The organism is Paraciimarium castrense LEGE 11436, assembly GCF_056633055.1.
In genome coordinates this window covers 76,904-94,019 of record NZ_JBSJOW010000001.1, presented here as the reverse complement: position 1 = coordinate 94,019, position 17,116 = coordinate 76,904, and the positions used below count along the sequence as shown (strand labels likewise).

Genomic DNA, 17,116 nt, shown 5'->3' with positions numbered 1-17,116 from the left:
CCAGCTTCACGACTGAGCGGGTCCGTCAGCGGTGCTCGCCAGCAGCAACCCATCCAGCCCCTGGTGGCCGGGGCTGGTGAACGAGGCCCCGCAGCTGCGGGTCTTTCCCCACGGACCCAGCCACCACCACAGGCACCTGCCGGCTCGGCCCTCGCCCTGTCGGCGGCCAGCACCCTGACACTTGAGCGGCGTGAGCTGGTCTGCAGCGTGGTGGGGCTCACCATCAAGGCGGCCCTGGCGATCGTGGCCGGGGTGAGTCTGGTGAGGCTGGCCATGGTCTACCAGGAGCGCATGGAGCGCCAGGGGGAACTCTCGGCCGTGCTGCAGATCGAGCAGGCCAAGCTCAGCAAGGCCCGCGAACGTTTTGACCAGCTGTTCACCACTGAGGGGGAGCAGCGCCTGCTGCGCGAGCAGAGCCAGTGGATCGCTCCCGATCGCCTGCGGGTGGTGTGGAAGCAAGCCCCGTTTCCTTCTGTTGAGCAGGCCGGATCGGGGCCGGGCAAACCCTGAGACGCTCCTTAGGTTGGGCGCCAGTTCCCCTCCTCCTCCATGGCCGCTGCCCAGACCCCAGGAACGGTCCTGATCACTGGCACCACCTCGGGAGTCGGTCTCAACGCCGCCAAGGCCCTCGTTGATCGAGGCTGGACCGTGGTGACCGCCAACCGTGACCCAATCCGGGCTGCCGCGGCAGCCCAGGCCCTCGGCCTGCCCTCCCGCCAGCTCCACCACCTGCGCATTGACCTCGGTGACCTCGACAGCGTGCGTGCCGGTGTGGAGACGCTGGTGTGTTCCCTAGGCCTGCCCCTCGACGCCCTGGTGGTCAATGCGGCGGTGTACAAGCCGCGCCTGAAGCAGCCGGAGCGCTCCCCCCAGGGCTACGAGCTCTCGATGGCCACCAACCACCTGGGCCACTTTCTGCTGATTCAGCTGCTGCTGAGCGAACTGCAGCGCTCAGACCATCCCTCCCGGCGGGTGGTGATCCTGGGCACGGTGACGGCCAATTCCAAGGAGCTGGGCGGCAAGATTCCGATCCCGGCTCCCGCCGACCTGGGCGACCTCTCCGGCTTCGCCGCCGGCTTCAAGAGCCCCATCGCCATGGCCAGCGGCAAGGCCTTCAAGCCCGGAAAGGCCTACAAGGACAGCAAGCTCTGCAACATGATCACCACCCAGGAGCTGCATCGCCGTCTCCATGCCGACACGGGCATCGTGTTCAGCTCCCTCTATCCAGGCTGCGTCGCCGATACGCCGCTGTTCCGCAACACGCCCAGGCTGTTTCAGACGATCTTCCCCTGGTTTCAGAAAAAGATCACCGGTGGCTACGTGAGCCAGGCCCTGGCCGGAGAACGGGTGGCGCAGGTGGTGGCCGATCCCGACTTCGCCGCTTCGGGCGTGCACTGGAGCTGGGGAAATCGGCAGAAGCGAGGCGGCAAGCAGTTCAGCCAGGAACTCTCCGACAAGGCCAGCAACCCGGAGATCGCCCGCAAGACCTGGGACTATTCAATGCAGCTGGTGGCCCTCGATCCAGACGCCCTGGGCGCAGAACCGGACGGTGTCTCTGAGGGCAGCCCCGCCCCTGTCAAAGCCTGATCCAGCGCCGCCCTCAGAGGCGCCGGCGGAAGCCGTCGTTGAAGCTGGCCGGAGTGGATTCCAGCCTGCTGAGCTTCCAGACATTGCGACTCAACCTGCGAGCCCGCAGGCCGCCCCGCTCCACCAAGGCAGAGCCTGGGCGGGCCCCAAGCAGGGCACTCACTTCAGCCGTGCTGAGCGGGGCGCCGGTCTGCAGGGCCAGGTTCACCATCTCCAGCCGCTGGCGCAGGCCGATCAGATCTGCCGTGCCGCCATCCTCGGGCTCATTCCAGGCCCAGGCGATCTCCTCGCCGGCGGCGGCCATCTTCTGCATCAAACCGAGACCGATCAAGGCCAGGGCCTGCTCCGGTTTGACCCCCTGGGCCGAGGCGGCGGCGATCCAATCGGGCATGGAGCCGCCGCTGGTGGAGTCGGGCATCGGATCGGCCTGGGCCGACCTCGACGTGGCGGAACTGGTGGCACTGCGCTTGGTGGCCATGGGTGATGGTTCAGCTTGTGCGGACGGTATCGGCTTCCCGCCCAGCGGCAAGGTGCACCGCGACGTCCACCGCCGCAGCGACAGGTAAAGTCGCCCAGCAGCAGGAATCCTCGGGACAGCGTTCGAGCCGAACGGTTCCCTGTGCCACGTTCAGTCCCGCTCTCTGGCCATCCGGCAGAGGGAGCCAGGGTCCCGCTCTCGCCTGCTGCCCCGCCGACCGAGGTTGTCCGCCGCCCCATGCCACCGAGCCCGCGCACTCCAGATGATCGGGCCTCCAGGCAACGCCGCCCCCTGCGCCAGGCCCCGACCAGGAAGGAAGGTGCCGGCCCCCTGATCACAGGCACCGTGGTGCGGCCGGACTCCGACGGCGCCAGCTGTGTGATCACCACCGACAGCGAGGGCTCGAGGCTGGCCCGCCTGGACAGCCAGGTGCAGTCGATCGAGCTGCGCACCTACGTGTTCCTCGACTCCCTGCAGCCCCAGCTGGCGGCCTACATGGGCACCGTGAGCCAGGGCTTCCTGCCCATTCCCGGCGACGCCTGCCTCTGGCTGGAGGTGTCACCGGGCATGGCTGTGCACAGGGTCACCGACATCGCCCTGAAGGCCAGCACCGTGCGGCTCGGCCAGATGATCGTGGAGCGGGCCTTCGGCTCCCTGGCTCTCTACCACCGCGACCAGAGCAATGTGCTCCACTCCGGCGATGTGGTGCTGGAGGCGATCGGCAACACCGTGGAGCAGCGCAGCCGCTGCGAGGTGAGCTGGACGGAGATCATCCGCGCCATCACCCCAGACCATGCCGTTCTGATCAACCGCCAGAACCGGCGCGGCTCGATGATCCAGGCCGGCATGAGCATGTTCATCCTGGAAACGGAGCCGGCCGGCTATGTGCTGATCGCCGCCAACGAAGCCGAGAAGGGCTCCAACATCACGGTGGTGGATGTGAAGGCCGTGGGGGCCTTCGGGCGGTTGACCCTGGCCGGCCGTGAGGGTGATGTGGAAGAGGCCGCCGCCGCCGCCATGCGCGCCATCCACCACATCAACGCCACCGCCCAGGGCTCGGCCCGCGCCCGGGGGGGCTGAAGGCCGGCCCTCAGCTGAGGCCCATCAGGGCGATCAGCCCGGGGGCCAGCTGGCGCGCCGCCTTGGCGCGGCTGCCCAGGCGGCGGCGCTGGTGCTCCCCCATCCGGGCATAGCTGCTGGCGGCCTCCCGCACGAAGAAGATCGGCCCGTAGCCCGGCCCCTCGCCATCGGCAGTGGTGAGAATCTGGCCATGGCAGACGCCCTCGGCCTCCAGCACGGTCTCGCCGGCGGGATTGGCCAGGGCCATGGCGGTGCGGAAACAGGCCGCTCGGTAGGGCGTGTCGCCGAGCTCCCGCAGCAGGCGCCCCACCCGCTCGGGGTCGCTGGGGGCGTAGCGGGCGGAATAGAGCCCTGGAGCGCCCGCCAGGGCATCCACCTCGATGCCTGAGTCGTCGGCCAGGGCCCAGGAGCCCGTGCGCAGCGCCGCAGCCTCGGCCTTCAGCCGGGCGTTCTCGGCATAGGTGTGGCCTGTTTCCTCCACCACCAGATCGCGCGGCTGAGGTGACACCTGCACGTGCAGGGGCTCAAGCATGGCAGCGATCTCAGCCAGCTTGTGCGGATTGCCACTGGCAAGGACCAGGGAGGGCAAGAAGCGTTCACGCCGGGGAGGTCAGTGTGGCAGCAGGCCTGGAGCCAGGTGGCCTGTACAGCGGCGGTTGGGACGGTGGTGGAGCGATGGCGTCAGGCAGAGGGGAAGGGGGTGGGACCGGATGGCTTGAACATTCCACCCCTGGCAAACCCAGGAGAATTCCGGCCCCGGATCACGCTAGGCATAAGTACTGAATGTTCAGGCATCCAGCCGTCGCCCCGCAACAGCAGCGCCGGCCCGCAGACGACGGCGAACCGCCGGGACGGGCTGCAGTGGAAGACCGAAAAAGCAGGCTGTCACTGGAGACAAGGCCAGCAGCTAACGAAATGTATGCAAACAATCAGGATCACTTATCTTTGACGATGCAAACAGTGATCACCCAACCAGGGCCTTTTGCTTGACGGGGGGTTTGGCGGCGGAGCATGGTTGCCTGCGAACATTCCACCCCCTCCTTAAGGAGCAGGTAATGGCTAACGAAACCATGGGCATCGCCCTCGGCATGATTGAAACCCGCGGTCTGGTGCCCGCCATTGAAGCGGCAGACGCCATGACCAAGGCCGCCGAAGTGCGTCTCATCGCCCGCGAGTTCGTCGGCGGCGGCTACGTGACCGTGATGGTGCGCGGCGAGACCGGCGCTGTCAACGCTGCCGTGCGCGCCGGGGCTGACGCCTGTGAGCGCGTGGGCGACGGCCTGGTGGCGGCCCACATCATCGCCCGCCCCCACCGCGAAGTGGAGCCTGCCCTGAGCGGCAGTGCCGGTTTCGTGGGTTCCAAGGACTGAGGCCCTGAACGCCTGAGGCGTTCTTTCGTCATTCCCTTAACCGACCCAACCGGAGAATCTCCATGAGCAAGAAGTACGAGTCAGGCGTCAAGGAGTACCGCGACACGTATTGGACTCCTGATTACGTCCCCCTCGACACCGACCTGCTGGCCTGCTTCAAATGTACCGGCCAGGAAGGTGTGCCCAAGGAGGAGGTGGCTGCCGCCGTGGCCGCTGAATCCTCCACCGGCACCTGGTCAGCTGTGTGGTCTGAGCTCCTCACGGATCTCGACTTCTACAAAGGCCGCTGCTACCGCATCGAAGACGTGCCCGGCGACAAGGAGGCCTTCTACGCCTTCATCGCCTACCCCCTCGACCTGTTCGAGGAAGGTTCCGTCACCAACGTGCTGACCTCCCTGGTCGGCAACGTGTTCGGCTTCAAGGCCCTGCGCCACCTGCGCCTGGAGGACATCCGCTTCCCCCTGGCCTTCATCAAGACCTGCATGGGTCCGCCGAACGGCATCCAGGTCGAGCGCGACCGGATGAACAAGTACGGCCGTCCCCTGCTGGGTTGCACGATCAAGCCGAAGCTCGGCCTCAGCGGCAAGAACTACGGCCGCGTGGTGTACGAGTGCCTGCGCGGTGGTCTCGACTTCACCAAGGACGACGAGAACATCAACTCCCAGCCCTTCCAGCGCTGGCAGAACCGCTTCGAGTTCGTGGCCGAGGCCGTGCAACTCGCCCAGGAAGAAACCGGTGAGAAGAAGGGGCACTACCTCAACTGCACCGCCGCCACTCCTGAGGAGATGTACGAGCGGGCCGAGTTCGCCAAGGAACTCGGCCAGCCGATCATCATGCACGACTACATCACGGGTGGCTTCACGGCCAACACCGGTCTGGCGCATTGGTGCCGCAAGAACGGCATGCTGCTCCACATCCACCGCGCCATGCACGCGGTGATCGACCGTCACCCCAAGCACGGCATCCACTTCCGGGTGCTGGCCAAGTGCCTGCGCCTCTCCGGTGGTGACCAGCTCCACACCGGCACCGTGGTGGGCAAGCTCGAGGGCGATCGCCAGACCACCCTCGGCTTCATCGACCAGCTGCGCGAGTCGTTCGTGCCCGAAGACCGCAGCCGCGGCAACTTCTTCGACCAGGACTGGGCCTCCATGCCCGGCGTGTTCGCCGTCGCCTCAGGCGGTATCCACGTGTGGCACATGCCAGCCCTGGTGGCCATCTTCGGCGACGACTCCGTGCTCCAGTTCGGTGGTGGCACCCACGGTCACCCCTGGGGTTCGGCCGCCGGCGCCGCCGCCAACCGGGTGGCCCTGGAAGCCTGCGTCAAGGCGCGCAACGCCGGTCGGGAAATCGAGAAGGAAAGCCGCGACATCCTCATGGAGGCCGCCAAGCACAGCCCCGAGCTGGCCATCGCTCTCGAAACCTGGAAGGAGATCAAGTTCGAGTTCGACACCGTCGACAAGCTCGACGTCAACTGATCACACCCTGACGGCAGGAGCTGGTGGGTTCGTCCTCCCTGCTCCTCCGGTGATTCAGAACCGCATCCATTCATCCCATCCCCCACAGGATCCCCATGCCCTTCAAGAGCACCGTGGGTGACTACCAAACAGTCGCCACCCTGGAGACCTTCGGCTTCCTCCCGCCGATGACCCAGGACGAGATCTACGACCAGATCGCCTACATCATTGCCCAGGGTTGGAGCCCCCTGATCGAGCACGTTCATCCCAGCCGCTCCATGGCGACCTACTGGTCGTACTGGAAGCTCCCCTTCTTCGGTGAGAAGGATCTCGGCGTGATCGTGAGCGAACTTGAGGCCTGCCACCGTGCCTACCCCGACCACCACGTGCGTCTGGTCGGCTACGACGCCTACATCCAGAGCCAGGGTTCCTGCTTCGTGGTGTTCGAGGGCCGCTGACTCCAGCTGCCTTTGACAGACCCCTGATGGTTGCAGCATTGCCTGCAACCATCCCCACTCTCCGTCGGCGGCGCCGGCGGCTGACGTTTCAGGCCCCGAAGGCCTATCCACAGCGATCTCTACACGACGGGCGGACATGGCCAGCACATCCAGTCGGGAAGCAGCACTTGAGCGCCGCCGGGCCCTCACCACAGGGGGTAAAAAAGCCGTGGGGAAATTTGTCTCCAGCCCGAGCCGGGTGCGCACCGCCGAAGACGTTCGCCTGGCGCGCTCAAGCGAAACCCAGGCCTCTGCTGCTGAATCCAGTGCCGCTCCCGGCCGTGCCCCCAGCCGTTCGGGCCTCTCCCTGAGCGCCCCTGCCGCGCCGCGCAGCACCCCCACCAGGCGGGTGCTCAACCACAGCCGTGAGATGGCCCTGGCCCGCCGCGAGGCCCTCACCCAGAAGGGCAAGCGCGCCAGCACCTCCCGCGATCGCACCAGAACGGATCTTGGCCTGTCTGTGAGCCGCGGCACCAGCGCCGCTACCAGCAGCGAGCCGTTGGCCAGCTCGACGCCGGCAGCGCAGGCGCCGGCCAATGGCGGCAGCCCCAGCAGCCGTTCCTCCCTCAATCTCAGCCTGTCGAGCTCCCGCATCGGCTCCGGCGGCGGTGGAGCCGCCGAGCGCCGCAACATCAAGCGGGCCCAGGCACAGCACAACCCCAGCCGTGCCCTTGTGCTGGCCAGGCGGGAGGCCCTCTCCAAGCGCGGCAAATCGGCCAACGCCCCCACCAACAGCACCGCCGCCAGCCTGGCCCGCCAGGGCAATCCAGACATCAGCACCCGCGAGCTCGCCCAGAAGGTGCGCGAACTGAAGGCCAAGGTGGGCAGTGCCGGCTCCTGCCGCAGCGGCGGCACCCGCCCCTGCGGGCCCAACCGGCACGGCGCCCAGCAGGCCGCCACGGCTGATGCCCACTGGAAAGTAGGCGTGAGTGAAACCCCCTCGGGCCAGGTGGTCACGGGCACCCAGGCCAACCGCTCGCCCAAGACCACCGGCAACGAGGCCGCCACCTGCCGTGCCATCACCGGCACCGAATACCTGGGCGCCGAGGTGTTCCAGACCTTTTGTCAGAGCGACGCTCCCAGCCGCCAGCCAGCCAAAGTTCGGCTCACGGACACCAGCCACGGCAACCGGGTGACAGGCAACGAGGTGGGACGCTCCGAAAAGGTCACCGGCGATGAGCCCGGCACCTGCAAGCTGGTCACCGGCACCGAGTACGTGTCGGCCAACCAGATGGCGTCCTATTGCGGCACAGCCCAAGCCAGCCCCCGCAAGGTGGGCAGGAGCCAGACCCTTGGTGGCCAGCCGGTCTCCGGAGTGATGGTGGGTCGCTCCGAGCGGGTCACCGGCGATGAGCCCGGCTCAGGCCTGCAGCTCACCGGCGACCAATACCTCGGCGCCGAACCGCCGACCCCCGGCCGGGCCCCCACCAAGGTGGACTCGCTCCACACCCTGCGGGGCACCAGCGTCACCGGCACCCACGTGGGCCGTGGCCAGCGGGTCACCGGTGACGAGCCCGGCAGCTGCCGCCTGGTCACCGGCGATGAATACGTCGGCAGTCAGCAATACGCCGCCTTCTGCGGCTCGGTTCCTGAACCGGAAGCCCCCAAGGTGGGCTTCAGCGTGACCAACCGTGCCCAGGTGGTGAGCGGCACCCGCACCGGCCGCAGCGACAAGGTCACCGGGGACGAACCAGGAACCTGCAAGTCGGTGACCGGCACCCCCTACGCCGGCCTGGAACAGGCCTCCGACTACTGCTCCACTCCGGCCGTGCGGGAGATCCGTCAACGCACTCCCGTGCGGGGCTCCAGCCGCATGAGTGGGATCCAGCCTGGGATTGGCGGTGTGATGACCGGAGCCGGACGCGGCGCCTGTGAACCCGTCACCGGCACCCCCTACGTGGGGGGTGACCAGCTGGCCGCCGCCTGTGGTGCCGCCAACGCCCAGGACGCCGACTACCCCCAATCGCTCGAATCAGCCCCCTGGCAGCGGTTCAGCGTTCAGTCCCCCGCCCGAGCCGCCCAGACAGCTCGCCAGCAGGGCGGTGGCGTCACCGGCAATGCCTACGAACAGGGGAGACGCATCACCGGCCCTTTTGACCTGGCGGCCGGTCAGGTCACCGGCACCGAACAGTTCCGCTTCGATCACCGCGGCACCCAGCTCTCCCGCGGGCCCATCCAGGTCTCGCCGGCTCCCGTGAGCGTGGACCAGGACGTGCGCCCCACCTCCCGGGTGACCGGTGAAGGCATCTCCGCTGGGCTCAAAATCACTGGCGACGACTGGGATCGGGGCGAGCATGTGACCGGCACCGAGGGCAGTTCCGCCCGCCGCCGCAACCCCACCCGCGTCGGCCCCATGAGCGCCATGCCAGGCGCCCAGCCCAAGCGCAACGACACGGTGCCCGAACCGGTGAGCCGGGTGACCGGCTCCAGCGGCAACACCCAGGCCGGATCCCTGATCACGGTCTCCGGTGGGGCCCGCGGCTGATTCGCCCATGCCGCGCCGATCCTTCCGCCCCAGCAACGCTTCGCTCGCCCCCACAGCCCAGCGCCGCCGCCCGGGATCCAGCAGGGATCCGGGCAGCCTCCCCGCTGACAACGGCGGCCAGCCCACTGTTCCCCTGCGGGGCACCCGGGCCAGGGCCGCCATGCAGACCGCCCGGCCTTCCGCGACGCCCAGCGCCGCCAGCCGGGGCCGGCGGACACGCCTCACCAGTTCGAAGGCCGCCAGCCTCGGCCGGCCAGCGAGGCGCACGGCAGTCTTCACCAACTCCTTCTCCGGCCGGGCCGGGGAAGGAGTTGGCCGCGGCTCCAGCACCCATCCGCTCACCGATCTGGGCGCCAACCGAGCGCTGCAGGCCTACGACGACGGGGTGAAGCAGGCCTTCGACCGCATCGTGCCGGTGCTCAAGCAGCTGTCGGCCCTCCAGCACGAGGACGATTTCGTTGACCAGGCCCAGGCGATCGCCCAGGACCAGCTGGGCTATGCCCTGCCCCTGCCGATCCTGGAAAAAGCCTGGGTCAGCCAGCTGGACATGCGCACCCTGTTTGCCTGGTGTGTGTTCGAGACCTACGAACAGACCAGCGCAGCCTTTTTCAACGGGGACCCCCTCGGCGGCCAGGCTGGCAGTGAGGCCGCCCAGGCCTTCAATGCCTTCCTGCTGGAGTGTGGCTTCCACCTGCTCGACATCACTCCCTGTGCCGACGGACGCCTGGCCCATGCCATCGCCTACGGCCTGAGGCTGCCTTTCAGTTCGGTGCGGCGCAGGCCCCACGCCGGCGCCCTCTTTGATGTGGAGAACACGGTGAACCGCTGGGTGAAGACCGAGCACCTCCGCTACCGGGAAGGGATCCCCAATCCCGCCCATGCGGACACCCGCTATCTGAAGGTGGTGATGTACCACTTCAGCTCCAGGGATCCAAGCCATGAGGGCTGCGCAGCCCACGGCAGCAACGACGGTCTGGCCGCCTCCTGTGGGCTGCTGCGGCTGCAGGACTTCCAGCAGGCCGTGGAGAACAGTTTCTGCTGCGGGGCCTCGGTGGATCTGCTGCTGCTGGGCATCGACACCGACACCGATGCCATCCGGGTGCACGTGCCGGGCATGGATGGCAGCACCAACCTGGAGCGCTGGCTCGATGCCCAGGACGCCTATGCCGCCACGGCCGACCTGAACCCCGAGCAGGCCCGCCAGCGGTTGCAGGACCTGGTGCGTCAGGCCGCGGCTTCCGCACCTGACCCCGGCATGGTGAGCCTCGTGGCCCGCTTGCTGGAGCACAACATCTCCCAGATCGACTACGTGCGCCAGTTCCATGGCGGCGCCTATGACGACGCCAGCCACGCGGAGCGGTTCATCGGCGTGGGGATCGGCTTCAAGGAAATCCACCTGCGCAACCTCACCTACTTCGCCTACATGGACACCGTGGAAGAGGGCGCCGCCGACCTGGATGTGGGCGTGAAGATCTTCCGGGGGCTGAACGTGTCGCGGGGGCTGCCCGTGCCGGTGGTGGTGCGCTTTGATTACCACGGTCAGGTGCCTGGGGCACGGGAACGGGCGGTGCGCCATTGTCAGCGGGTACAGGCCGCCATTGAGAGCCGCTACGCCGAGCTCTGTCAGCAGGGCCTGCTCCACGCTCTGCTCACCATCCGCGACCAGGACCGCCACATCCCAGCAGAAGTGGTGGCCTCCACCATCGTGTTCGCCGCTGCGGGAGGCCACTGAGATGTTGATCTGCAAGGTGCTCAAACCGCTGGTGTCCACCAACCGCATCCCCGGATTCGAACACAAGCTGCTCCAGGTGGTGCTCGATGGCAGCACCCAGAAAGTGGCGGTGGACGCGGTGGGCTGCATCCCTGGTGACTGGGTGATCTGCGTGGGGAGTTCGGCGGCTCGCGAAGCTGCCGGCAGCAAGTCGTATCCCAGCGATCTGACGATCGTGGGGATCATCGACCACTGGGATCCCGACCCGCTCAAACCGACCAGTCCGCCCCCCAGCCCAGCCCGGTCATCCAGCCCTGCACCAGGGGAGGACTCTTGATGGAGATCATGCAGGTGACCGGCTCTCTCGTCTGCAGCCAGCGGGTCAGTGGCATGGGCCATTGGAACCTGAGGGTGCTGCGCAACGTCAAAGGCAAGCTCTCGGTGGCCGTGGATCCCGTCGGGGCCTCCGTGGGGAACTGGGTGTTCACGTCCAGCGGCTCCGCCGCCCGGTTTGCCTGTGGTGTGCCCGATGCACAGATTGATCTGACCATCGCAGGAATCATTGATTTCTGGGAACCGGATGGCTAGCTGACGCTCCCACGGCTGCTGCCTCCCGCGGCAGCCGCTCCGCCGATCTCACCCCGTTCCCGTTCCCCCGCGCCCCGCCATGGCCACACCGACCACCCGATCGACCGGCAAGTCCGCCGCCTCAGGGGGCGCCGGTGACGCCAGCAGCGCCAAGCCGGCGCCAGCGCCGGCGTCCACGTCCACCAGCCCGGCGGCAACGGCCGCCCCCACCCCTCTGAAGCCCAGCGCAGCCCAGCCCAGCTCTCCCGCCCTGGCGGCGGCAACGACTACCACGGCACGTTCCGCAGCCAGCACCACCACCCGGTCCAGGGCTCTGCCCCCCGCCTCCAGCACCAGCCAGCGCTCCAGCAGCAGCCGCAGCAGCCGCCGCTCCGGCGGCTCCAGTGGCACCCGGCCCCCCGCCTCTTCGTCCTCCTCCGCAACCTCCCCCATGGCTCCCACCGTTCACGGCATCGCCCTCGGCATGATCGAAACCCGCGGTCTGGTGCCTGCCATCGAGGCGGCTGACGCCATGACCAAGGCCGCTGAGGTCACCATGGTGGCCCGCGAATTCGTGGGCGGTGGCTACGTCACGGTCATGGTGCGGGGGGAAACCGGCGCCGTGAACGCAGCGGTGCGAGCCGGTGCCGACGCCTGTGAGCGGGTGGGGGATGGCCTGGTGGCAGCCCACATCATTGCCCGCCCCCACACCGAGGTGGAGCCCGCCCTGCAAAGCACTGAGACCATCCGCCGCCTGTAATGCCCATGGACGCCGCCCATCCGCGCGTGCTGGGCTATCTGGGTCGCGCCCTGAGCCTCGAGTTCACGGCCGTGCAGCAGTACATGACCCAGGCCTCCCTGCTGGAGATCTGGGGCGAGGCCGAGGCCGCCAAACGCTTCCGCGAGGAAACCGTGGAAGAACTCCGGCATGCCGAAAAGCTGGTGCAGCGAATGCTCAGCCTGGGCGTGGCTCCGGCCGCTTCGCAGTTGCAGCCGGTCACCCACGCCCCAGATCTGACTGGCTTACTGCGCCACAACAGCGCCATGGAGGCCGACCTCATCAATCATTACGCCGAGGCGGTGCGCTTCTGTGTTCAGATCGGAGACGGAGAGAATGAAGCCTTCTTCCACGAACTTTGGCGCGACGAGCATTCCCATGGGGAGGAGCTGGCCATCTGGCTGCGTCAGCTGGGCGCGCACCCAGGCCCCGACCTCGATCGCGCGACCTTCTGAGCCCGCAGCGGCCCGGGAGCAGCAGCGCTGAGCTCGGCTGGCTCCGGGCCGCCTGAGGGACCAGCCGATGACTGATCCCCTGCCCCTCTCGATCCAGCTGGCCTGGCTGATCCCGCTGTACGGGTTCAGCGGCATGCTGCTCTCGCTGCCCTGGGCCTGGGGCTGGTTGCCGCGCCAGGGTCCCCGGCCGGCGGCCTACCTCAACCTGCTGGTCACCCTGCTGGCCGTGGTCCACGGCGCTCTGGTGGCCTGGGAGGTGAACCTGCACGGCCCGGCCCATCTGGCCATCCCCTGGTTTTCCGCCGCCGACCTCAGCCTCAGCCTGGGCTTCGACCTCTCGCCCACCAACCTGGCGGCCCTGGCGCTGGTGACCCTGCTGAGCCTGCTGGCCCAGGTGTTTGCCCTTGGCTACCTCGACAAGGAGTGGGCGCTGGCGCGCTTCTACGCCCTGGTGGGCTTCTTCGAAGGCGCCCTCTGTGGGGTGGTGCTGAGCAGCAACCTGTTCATGAGCTATTTCCTGCTGGAGATGCTCACCCTCTCCACCTACCTGCTGGTGGGGTTCTGGTATGCCCAGCCGCTGGTGGTCACGGCGGCCCGCGATGCCTTCCTCACCAAGCGGGTGGGTGATGTGCTGCTGCTGATGGGCGTGGTGGCGCTCTCGGCCTGGGCCGGCTCGTTGGAGTTCACCGATCTCTACAGCTGGGCCGCAGCCGCCCACGCCGACGGCAGCCTCACCCCCCTGGCCGGCACCCTGCTGGGCCTGGGGCTGATCGCCGGACCGATGGGCAAGTGTGCCCAGTTCCCGATGCATCTCTGGCTCGATGAGGCCATGGAGGGCCCCAACCCGGCCTCGATCCTGCGCAACTCAGCCGTGGTCACCGCCGGAGCGCTGGTGCTGCTGAAACTGATGCCGCTGCTGCTGCTCTCTCCGGTGGCCACGGACGTGCTGCTGGCGGTGGGCACGATCAGCGCCCTGGGCGGAGCGCTCGTGGCCCTGGCCCAGGTGGACCTGAAGCGGGCCTGCTCCTACGGCACCACCTCCTATGTGGGGCTGGTGTTCATTGCCATCGCCCTGCAGCAGCCCGGTATCGCCGTGCTGCTGCTGTTCTCCCACGCCCTGGCCAAGGCGCTGCTGTTCATGGGTGTGGGCAGCGTCATCGCCGCCACCAACTGCCAGGACCTCACCGAGCTGGGCGGCATCGGCAGCCGCATGCCGGCCACCGCCACGGCCTTTGTGGTGGGGAGCGCCGGCCTGGTGGGGCTGCTGCCCCTGGGCTGCTTCTGGTGCTTCGGCCTGGGCGTGGAGGCTCTCCTGGACGGCGCCCCCGCCTTCGCCGCGGTGCTGCTGATCACCAATGCCCTCACGGCCGTGAACCTCTGCCGGGTGTTCCGCAGCGTGTTTCTGGGTGCCGTGAGGCCCAAGACCCGCCGCACGCCGGAGGTGATCTGGCTGATGGCCCTGCCGATGGTGAGCCTCAGCGTGCTGGTGCTGCTCACCCCCCTGCTGCTGGCCCGGCTGGATCCGGTGCCTGGCCTGGCCTCCTTCGCCTGGCCCATCGGCCTGGCGGTGGCAGGCAGCGGGCTGCTGGGGGTGGGGATCGGCGTCTGGCTGCCCCTCGATGCAGTGCGCAGCCGCTCCAGCCCCCCGGCCCTGCGCGGTCTGCAGGACCTGCTGGCCTTCGACTTCTACAGCGAGGCGGCCTACCGCAGCACGCTGGTGGCCCTGGTGGCGGCCCTGGCCCGCCTCAGCGACGGGCTGGATCGACGCCTGGTGAACGGCGTGGTGAACGGCTTCGGTCGGCTCTCGCTGCAGAGTGCCGAGGGTCTGAAGCTGGGGGTGAGCGGGCAGCTGCAGTCGTACCTGCTCACCGCCGTGGTGGCGATCGTGACGCTGACCGCCTGCCTGGCCTGGCTCGGCGGAGGCGGCCCATGAGTGCCCTGCCCCTGCTCTCGTTGCTGTTGCTGCTGCCCCTGGCCGGCGGCCTGGGCCTGCTGGCCTGGCCGAGGCAGGCCACTGCCGCCCGGCTGCGCCAGGCCTGCATCGCCCTGCTCAGCCTGCAGCTGGGCCTCAGCCTCGCCGTGCTGCTGGCCTTCGACCCCGGCCAGAGCGGCCTGCAGCTGCAGGAGGTGCACGCCTGGCTGCCGGGGCTGGGCCTCGACTACCGGCTCGGGGTGGATGGCCTGTCGCTGCCGCTGGTGCTGATGAACGCCGGCCTCAGCCTGGTGGCCGTGGTCTGCAGCCGCGACCTGAGCCGACGACCGCGCCTCTACTTCGCCCTGCTGCTGCTGATCAGCGGGGCCGTGAACGGGGCCTTCCTGGCCGACAACCTGCTGCTGTTCCTGCTCTTCTACGAGCTCGAACTGATCCCCCTGTGGCTGTTGATCTCCATCTGGGGGGGCGCCGGGCGGGCCTACGCGGCCACCAAGTTCCTGATCTTCACGGCCCTCTCAGGAATGCTGATCCTGGCGGCCTTTCTGGGCCTGGCCCTGCTCAGCGGAACGGTGAACTTCAGCCCCACCGCCGTGACGACCGAGCAGCTGGGACTGGGTAGCCAGATCGTGCTGTTGCTGGCGCTGCTGGTGGGCTTCGGCATCAAGATGCCGCTGGTGCCCTTCCACACCTGGCTGCCGGATGCCCACACCCAGGCCTCCACGCCGGTGTCGGTGCTGCTGGCCGGCGTGCTGCTGAAGCTGGGCACCTACGGCCTGCTGCGCTTCGGCATGGGGCTGTTCCCTGAGGCCTGGACCGTGCTGGCGCCGGGGTTGGCGGTGTGGGCGGCGATCTCGGTGGTATTTGGATCACTGGCGGCGATCGCCCAGCAGGACATGAAGCGGATGGTGGCCTACAGCTCCGTGGGGCACATGGGCTACATCCTGCTGGCGGCGGCGGCGGCGTCGCCGGTGAGCCTGCTGGGCACCGAGTTCCAGATGGTGAGCCATGGCCTGATTTCGGCCCTGCTGTTCCTGCTGGTGGGGATCGTGTACCGCAAGACGGGCAGCCGCGATCTCGCGGTGCTGAAGGGTCTGCTCAACCCCCAGCGGGGTCTGGCGCTCAGCGGCTCACTGATGATCCTGGCCGTGATGGCCAGCGCGGGCATGCCCGGCATGGCGGGCTTCATCGCCGAATTCCTGGTGTTCCGGGGCAGCCTCGGCCCCTACCCGCTGGCCACCCTCTGCTGCATGGTGGGCTCAGGGCTCACGGCGGTGTACTTCCTGCTGCTGGTGAACCGGGCCTTCTTCGGCCGCCTGGCCATCACGGCCGCCGAGGATCCGCTGCAGTCGAGCCGGCTCGACATCCAGCTGCCCGTCGTGGCGGCGCGCGAAACGGTGCCGGCCATCGCCCTTGCCATCGGCGTGGTGCTGCTGGGCCTGGCGCCCGGCGGCCTCGGGCACCTGAGTGAGGCCACCACCACCGCCATGGCGCAGCTGCCGGCCCTGGCCGGGCAGCTGGCCTCCGGGGGGCCGGGCTGATGCCTGTGATCCCGGCCGATCTCACCGTGCAGGGTGGCAGGCTCACAACGGCTGAGCTGGGCCAGCGGCTGCTCAGTGGCCAGACCCTGGTGGCCGACTCGGCGGAGCAGCGGCTGCAGGTGGTGGGGGTGCTGGAGAGCTATGGCGCCGTGCTGGATGCCTACAGCACCAACCTGATCTTTCAGGCCGAGCGCCAGTTTCTCAATCCCTTTCCCCTGCTCAAGTATCTGGATGGGGATCCGAGCCCGGCGCGGATCTGGCGCAACCTCCGGCACGACCGCCTCAATTACGAGTATGCCGAGTACTGCATGAAGACCATGCTCTGGCACGGCACGGGCGGACTGGATGGGTATCTCGACTCCACCGACTTCGCCGCTGGCTGCGCCGGCATCATCGCCGCCAAGCTTCGGCGTGATCCCCTGCTGGCCCTGCTCCATCCGCTGTTCCCGGGCTTCCTGCCGGAGCTGATCCGCGCCGCCGCCACCACCCATGCCCTCGGCCAGTTCTGGCGGGTGATGAGCGATCTGTTCCTGGCCCTGGCGGTCGAGGAACGCGAGGGCCGGATCGGCACGATGGCCGCTGTGGTGGATTACATCCGGCAGGGGCTGGTGCAGGCAGCTGCCGCTCCGATCACCTACGCCGTGGAGCTGGGCGGCCAGCGGCACTGGGTGTTGCCCCCCGAGGCAGGCCTCAGCTTTCTGATCGACGTGGCGGTGCCCTACGTGGAAGCGGTGTTCCTGCGCGGCACGCCGTTCTTCGGCACCGTGAGCTTCAACGCCCAGGCCCAGCAGATCGCTCCCGACCAGGCCCGTTTCGCCTACGGCGCCCTCTACGCCGATCCCCTGCCCACCATGGGGGCCGGCATCCCGCCCAGCCTGCTGATGCACGACATGGCGCGCCATCTGCCCGAGACCCTGCACCGCTGGTACGACCAGCACGGCCGCGGCGAGGGTGACATCCACGTGAACATCTGCCGCAGCTTCCAGAAGGCGATGTTCTGCGTCACCGAGGCCGCCATCCAGGGCACCATGCCCCACGGCCTGGCCTGCAGCGAGGCCAGCCAGCAGGCCGCCAACCAGGCCTACGCCGGCGCCTGGGCCGAGCGGCTCGCCGAGGCCCGCACCGACTGCCTGACGGAGAGCCGCTGGGTGCGCGCCAACCCAGCGCTGGCCTAGGGTCTGAC

At 68.4% G+C, this 17,116-nt stretch carries 17 protein-coding genes; 15 read left to right on the top strand and 2 right to left on the bottom strand.

What is annotated here, in order from left to right; translation table 11 throughout:
• Positions 1 to 207 precede the first annotated feature (207 nt).
• Positions 208 to 510, top strand: coding sequence for a hypothetical protein (locus ACWJIO_RS00545; RefSeq protein WP_480310676.1), 303 nt, complete (start codon positions 208 to 210; stop codon positions 508 to 510).
• 39 nt (positions 511 to 549) lie between these two features.
• Positions 550 to 1,587, top strand: a complete 1,038-nt coding sequence (locus ACWJIO_RS00540; protein WP_480310674.1) for a protochlorophyllide reductase — start codon at positions 550 to 552, stop codon at positions 1,585 to 1,587.
• A 13-nt stretch (positions 1,588 to 1,600) separates the two neighbouring features.
• Here ACWJIO_RS00540 and ACWJIO_RS00535 read toward each other — a convergent pair whose 3' ends face one another.
• Positions 1,601 to 2,065, bottom strand: coding sequence for a hypothetical protein (locus ACWJIO_RS00535; protein ID WP_480310673.1), 465 nt, complete (start codon positions 2,063 to 2,065; stop codon positions 1,601 to 1,603).
• A 330-nt stretch (positions 2,066 to 2,395) separates the two neighbouring features.
• Between ACWJIO_RS00535 and ACWJIO_RS00530 the strand changes: the two genes are divergently transcribed.
• Positions 2,396 to 3,145 (top strand): BMC domain-containing protein, encoded by a 750-nt coding sequence (locus tag ACWJIO_RS00530; RefSeq protein WP_480311481.1) that lies wholly within the window; start codon positions 2,396 to 2,398, stop codon positions 3,143 to 3,145.
• A gap of 10 nt (positions 3,146 to 3,155) precedes the next feature.
• Here the strand turns inward: ACWJIO_RS00530 and ACWJIO_RS00525 are convergent, their stop codons facing one another.
• Positions 3,156 to 3,734: a non-canonical purine NTP pyrophosphatase gene (locus tag ACWJIO_RS00525; protein ID WP_480310671.1), complete on the bottom strand. Its 579-nt coding sequence runs from the start codon at positions 3,732 to 3,734 to the stop codon at positions 3,156 to 3,158.
• Between the two features lie 466 nt (positions 3,735 to 4,200).
• On the opposite strand from ACWJIO_RS00525, the gene csoS1 (ACWJIO_RS00520) reads away from it, so the two are divergent.
• The 12 genes from csoS1 (ACWJIO_RS00520) (at position 4,201) to ACWJIO_RS00465 (ending at position 17,108) form a co-directional block, all read left to right on the top strand.
• Positions 4,201 to 4,515: an alpha-carboxysome major shell protein CsoS1 gene (gene csoS1, locus ACWJIO_RS00520; protein WP_006909739.1), complete on the top strand. Its 315-nt coding sequence runs from the start codon at positions 4,201 to 4,203 to the stop codon at positions 4,513 to 4,515.
• 62 nt (positions 4,516 to 4,577) lie between these two features.
• Positions 4,578 to 5,990, top strand: a complete 1,413-nt coding sequence (locus ACWJIO_RS00515) for a form I ribulose bisphosphate carboxylase large subunit (RefSeq protein ID WP_480310669.1) — start codon at positions 4,578 to 4,580, stop codon at positions 5,988 to 5,990.
• A 95-nt stretch (positions 5,991 to 6,085) separates the two neighbouring features.
• Entirely contained in the window at positions 6,086 to 6,427 is a 342-nt protein-coding gene (locus ACWJIO_RS00510) for a ribulose bisphosphate carboxylase small subunit (RefSeq protein ID WP_480310668.1), read from the top strand.
• Between the two features lie 136 nt (positions 6,428 to 6,563).
• Positions 6,564 to 8,951 (top strand): alpha-carboxysome scaffolding protein CsoS2, encoded by a 2,388-nt coding sequence (gene csoS2 / locus ACWJIO_RS00505; protein WP_480310667.1) that lies wholly within the window; start codon positions 6,564 to 6,566, stop codon positions 8,949 to 8,951.
• Between the two features lie 160 nt (positions 8,952 to 9,111).
• Positions 9,112 to 10,683, top strand: coding sequence for a carboxysome shell carbonic anhydrase (locus tag ACWJIO_RS00500; RefSeq protein ID WP_480311480.1), 1,572 nt, complete (start codon positions 9,112 to 9,114; stop codon positions 10,681 to 10,683).
• A gap of 1 nt (position 10,684) precedes the next feature.
• On the top strand, positions 10,685 to 10,999 hold the full coding sequence (gene csoS4, locus ACWJIO_RS00495; protein WP_480310666.1) for an alpha-carboxysome shell vertex protein CsoS4: 315 nt from the start codon (positions 10,685 to 10,687) through the stop codon (positions 10,997 to 10,999).
• The gene (locus tag ACWJIO_RS00490) at positions 10,999 to 11,250 is read left to right on the top strand and encodes a carboxysome peptide B (protein ID WP_480310664.1); all 252 of its coding nucleotides are present in this window, start codon (positions 10,999 to 11,001) and stop codon (positions 11,248 to 11,250) included. Before csoS4 ends, ACWJIO_RS00490 begins: the two co-directional genes overlap by 1 nt.
• A gap of 214 nt (positions 11,251 to 11,464) precedes the next feature.
• Entirely contained in the window at positions 11,465 to 11,989 is a 525-nt protein-coding gene (gene csoS1, locus ACWJIO_RS00485) for an alpha-carboxysome major shell protein CsoS1 (RefSeq protein WP_480311479.1), read from the top strand.
• Between the two features lie 5 nt (positions 11,990 to 11,994).
• Positions 11,995 to 12,462, top strand: coding sequence for a ferritin-like domain-containing protein (locus tag ACWJIO_RS00480; protein ID WP_480310662.1), 468 nt, complete (start codon positions 11,995 to 11,997; stop codon positions 12,460 to 12,462).
• Positions 12,463 to 12,529: 67 nt separating this feature from the next.
• Positions 12,530 to 14,395 (top strand): NAD(P)H-quinone oxidoreductase subunit F, encoded by a 1,866-nt coding sequence (locus ACWJIO_RS00475; protein ID WP_480310661.1) that lies wholly within the window; start codon positions 12,530 to 12,532, stop codon positions 14,393 to 14,395.
• Positions 14,392 to 15,933 (top strand): NADH-quinone oxidoreductase subunit M, encoded by a 1,542-nt coding sequence (locus ACWJIO_RS00470; protein ID WP_480310660.1) that lies wholly within the window; start codon positions 14,392 to 14,394, stop codon positions 15,931 to 15,933. Before ACWJIO_RS00475 ends, ACWJIO_RS00470 begins: the two co-directional genes overlap by 4 nt.
• A complete protein-coding gene (locus ACWJIO_RS00465) occupies positions 15,933 to 17,108 on the top strand; it encodes a CO2 hydration protein (RefSeq protein ID WP_480310659.1) in 1,176 nt (391 codons plus the stop codon). Before ACWJIO_RS00470 ends, ACWJIO_RS00465 begins: the two co-directional genes overlap by 1 nt.
• The last annotated feature ends 8 nt before the right edge of the window (positions 17,109 to 17,116 follow it).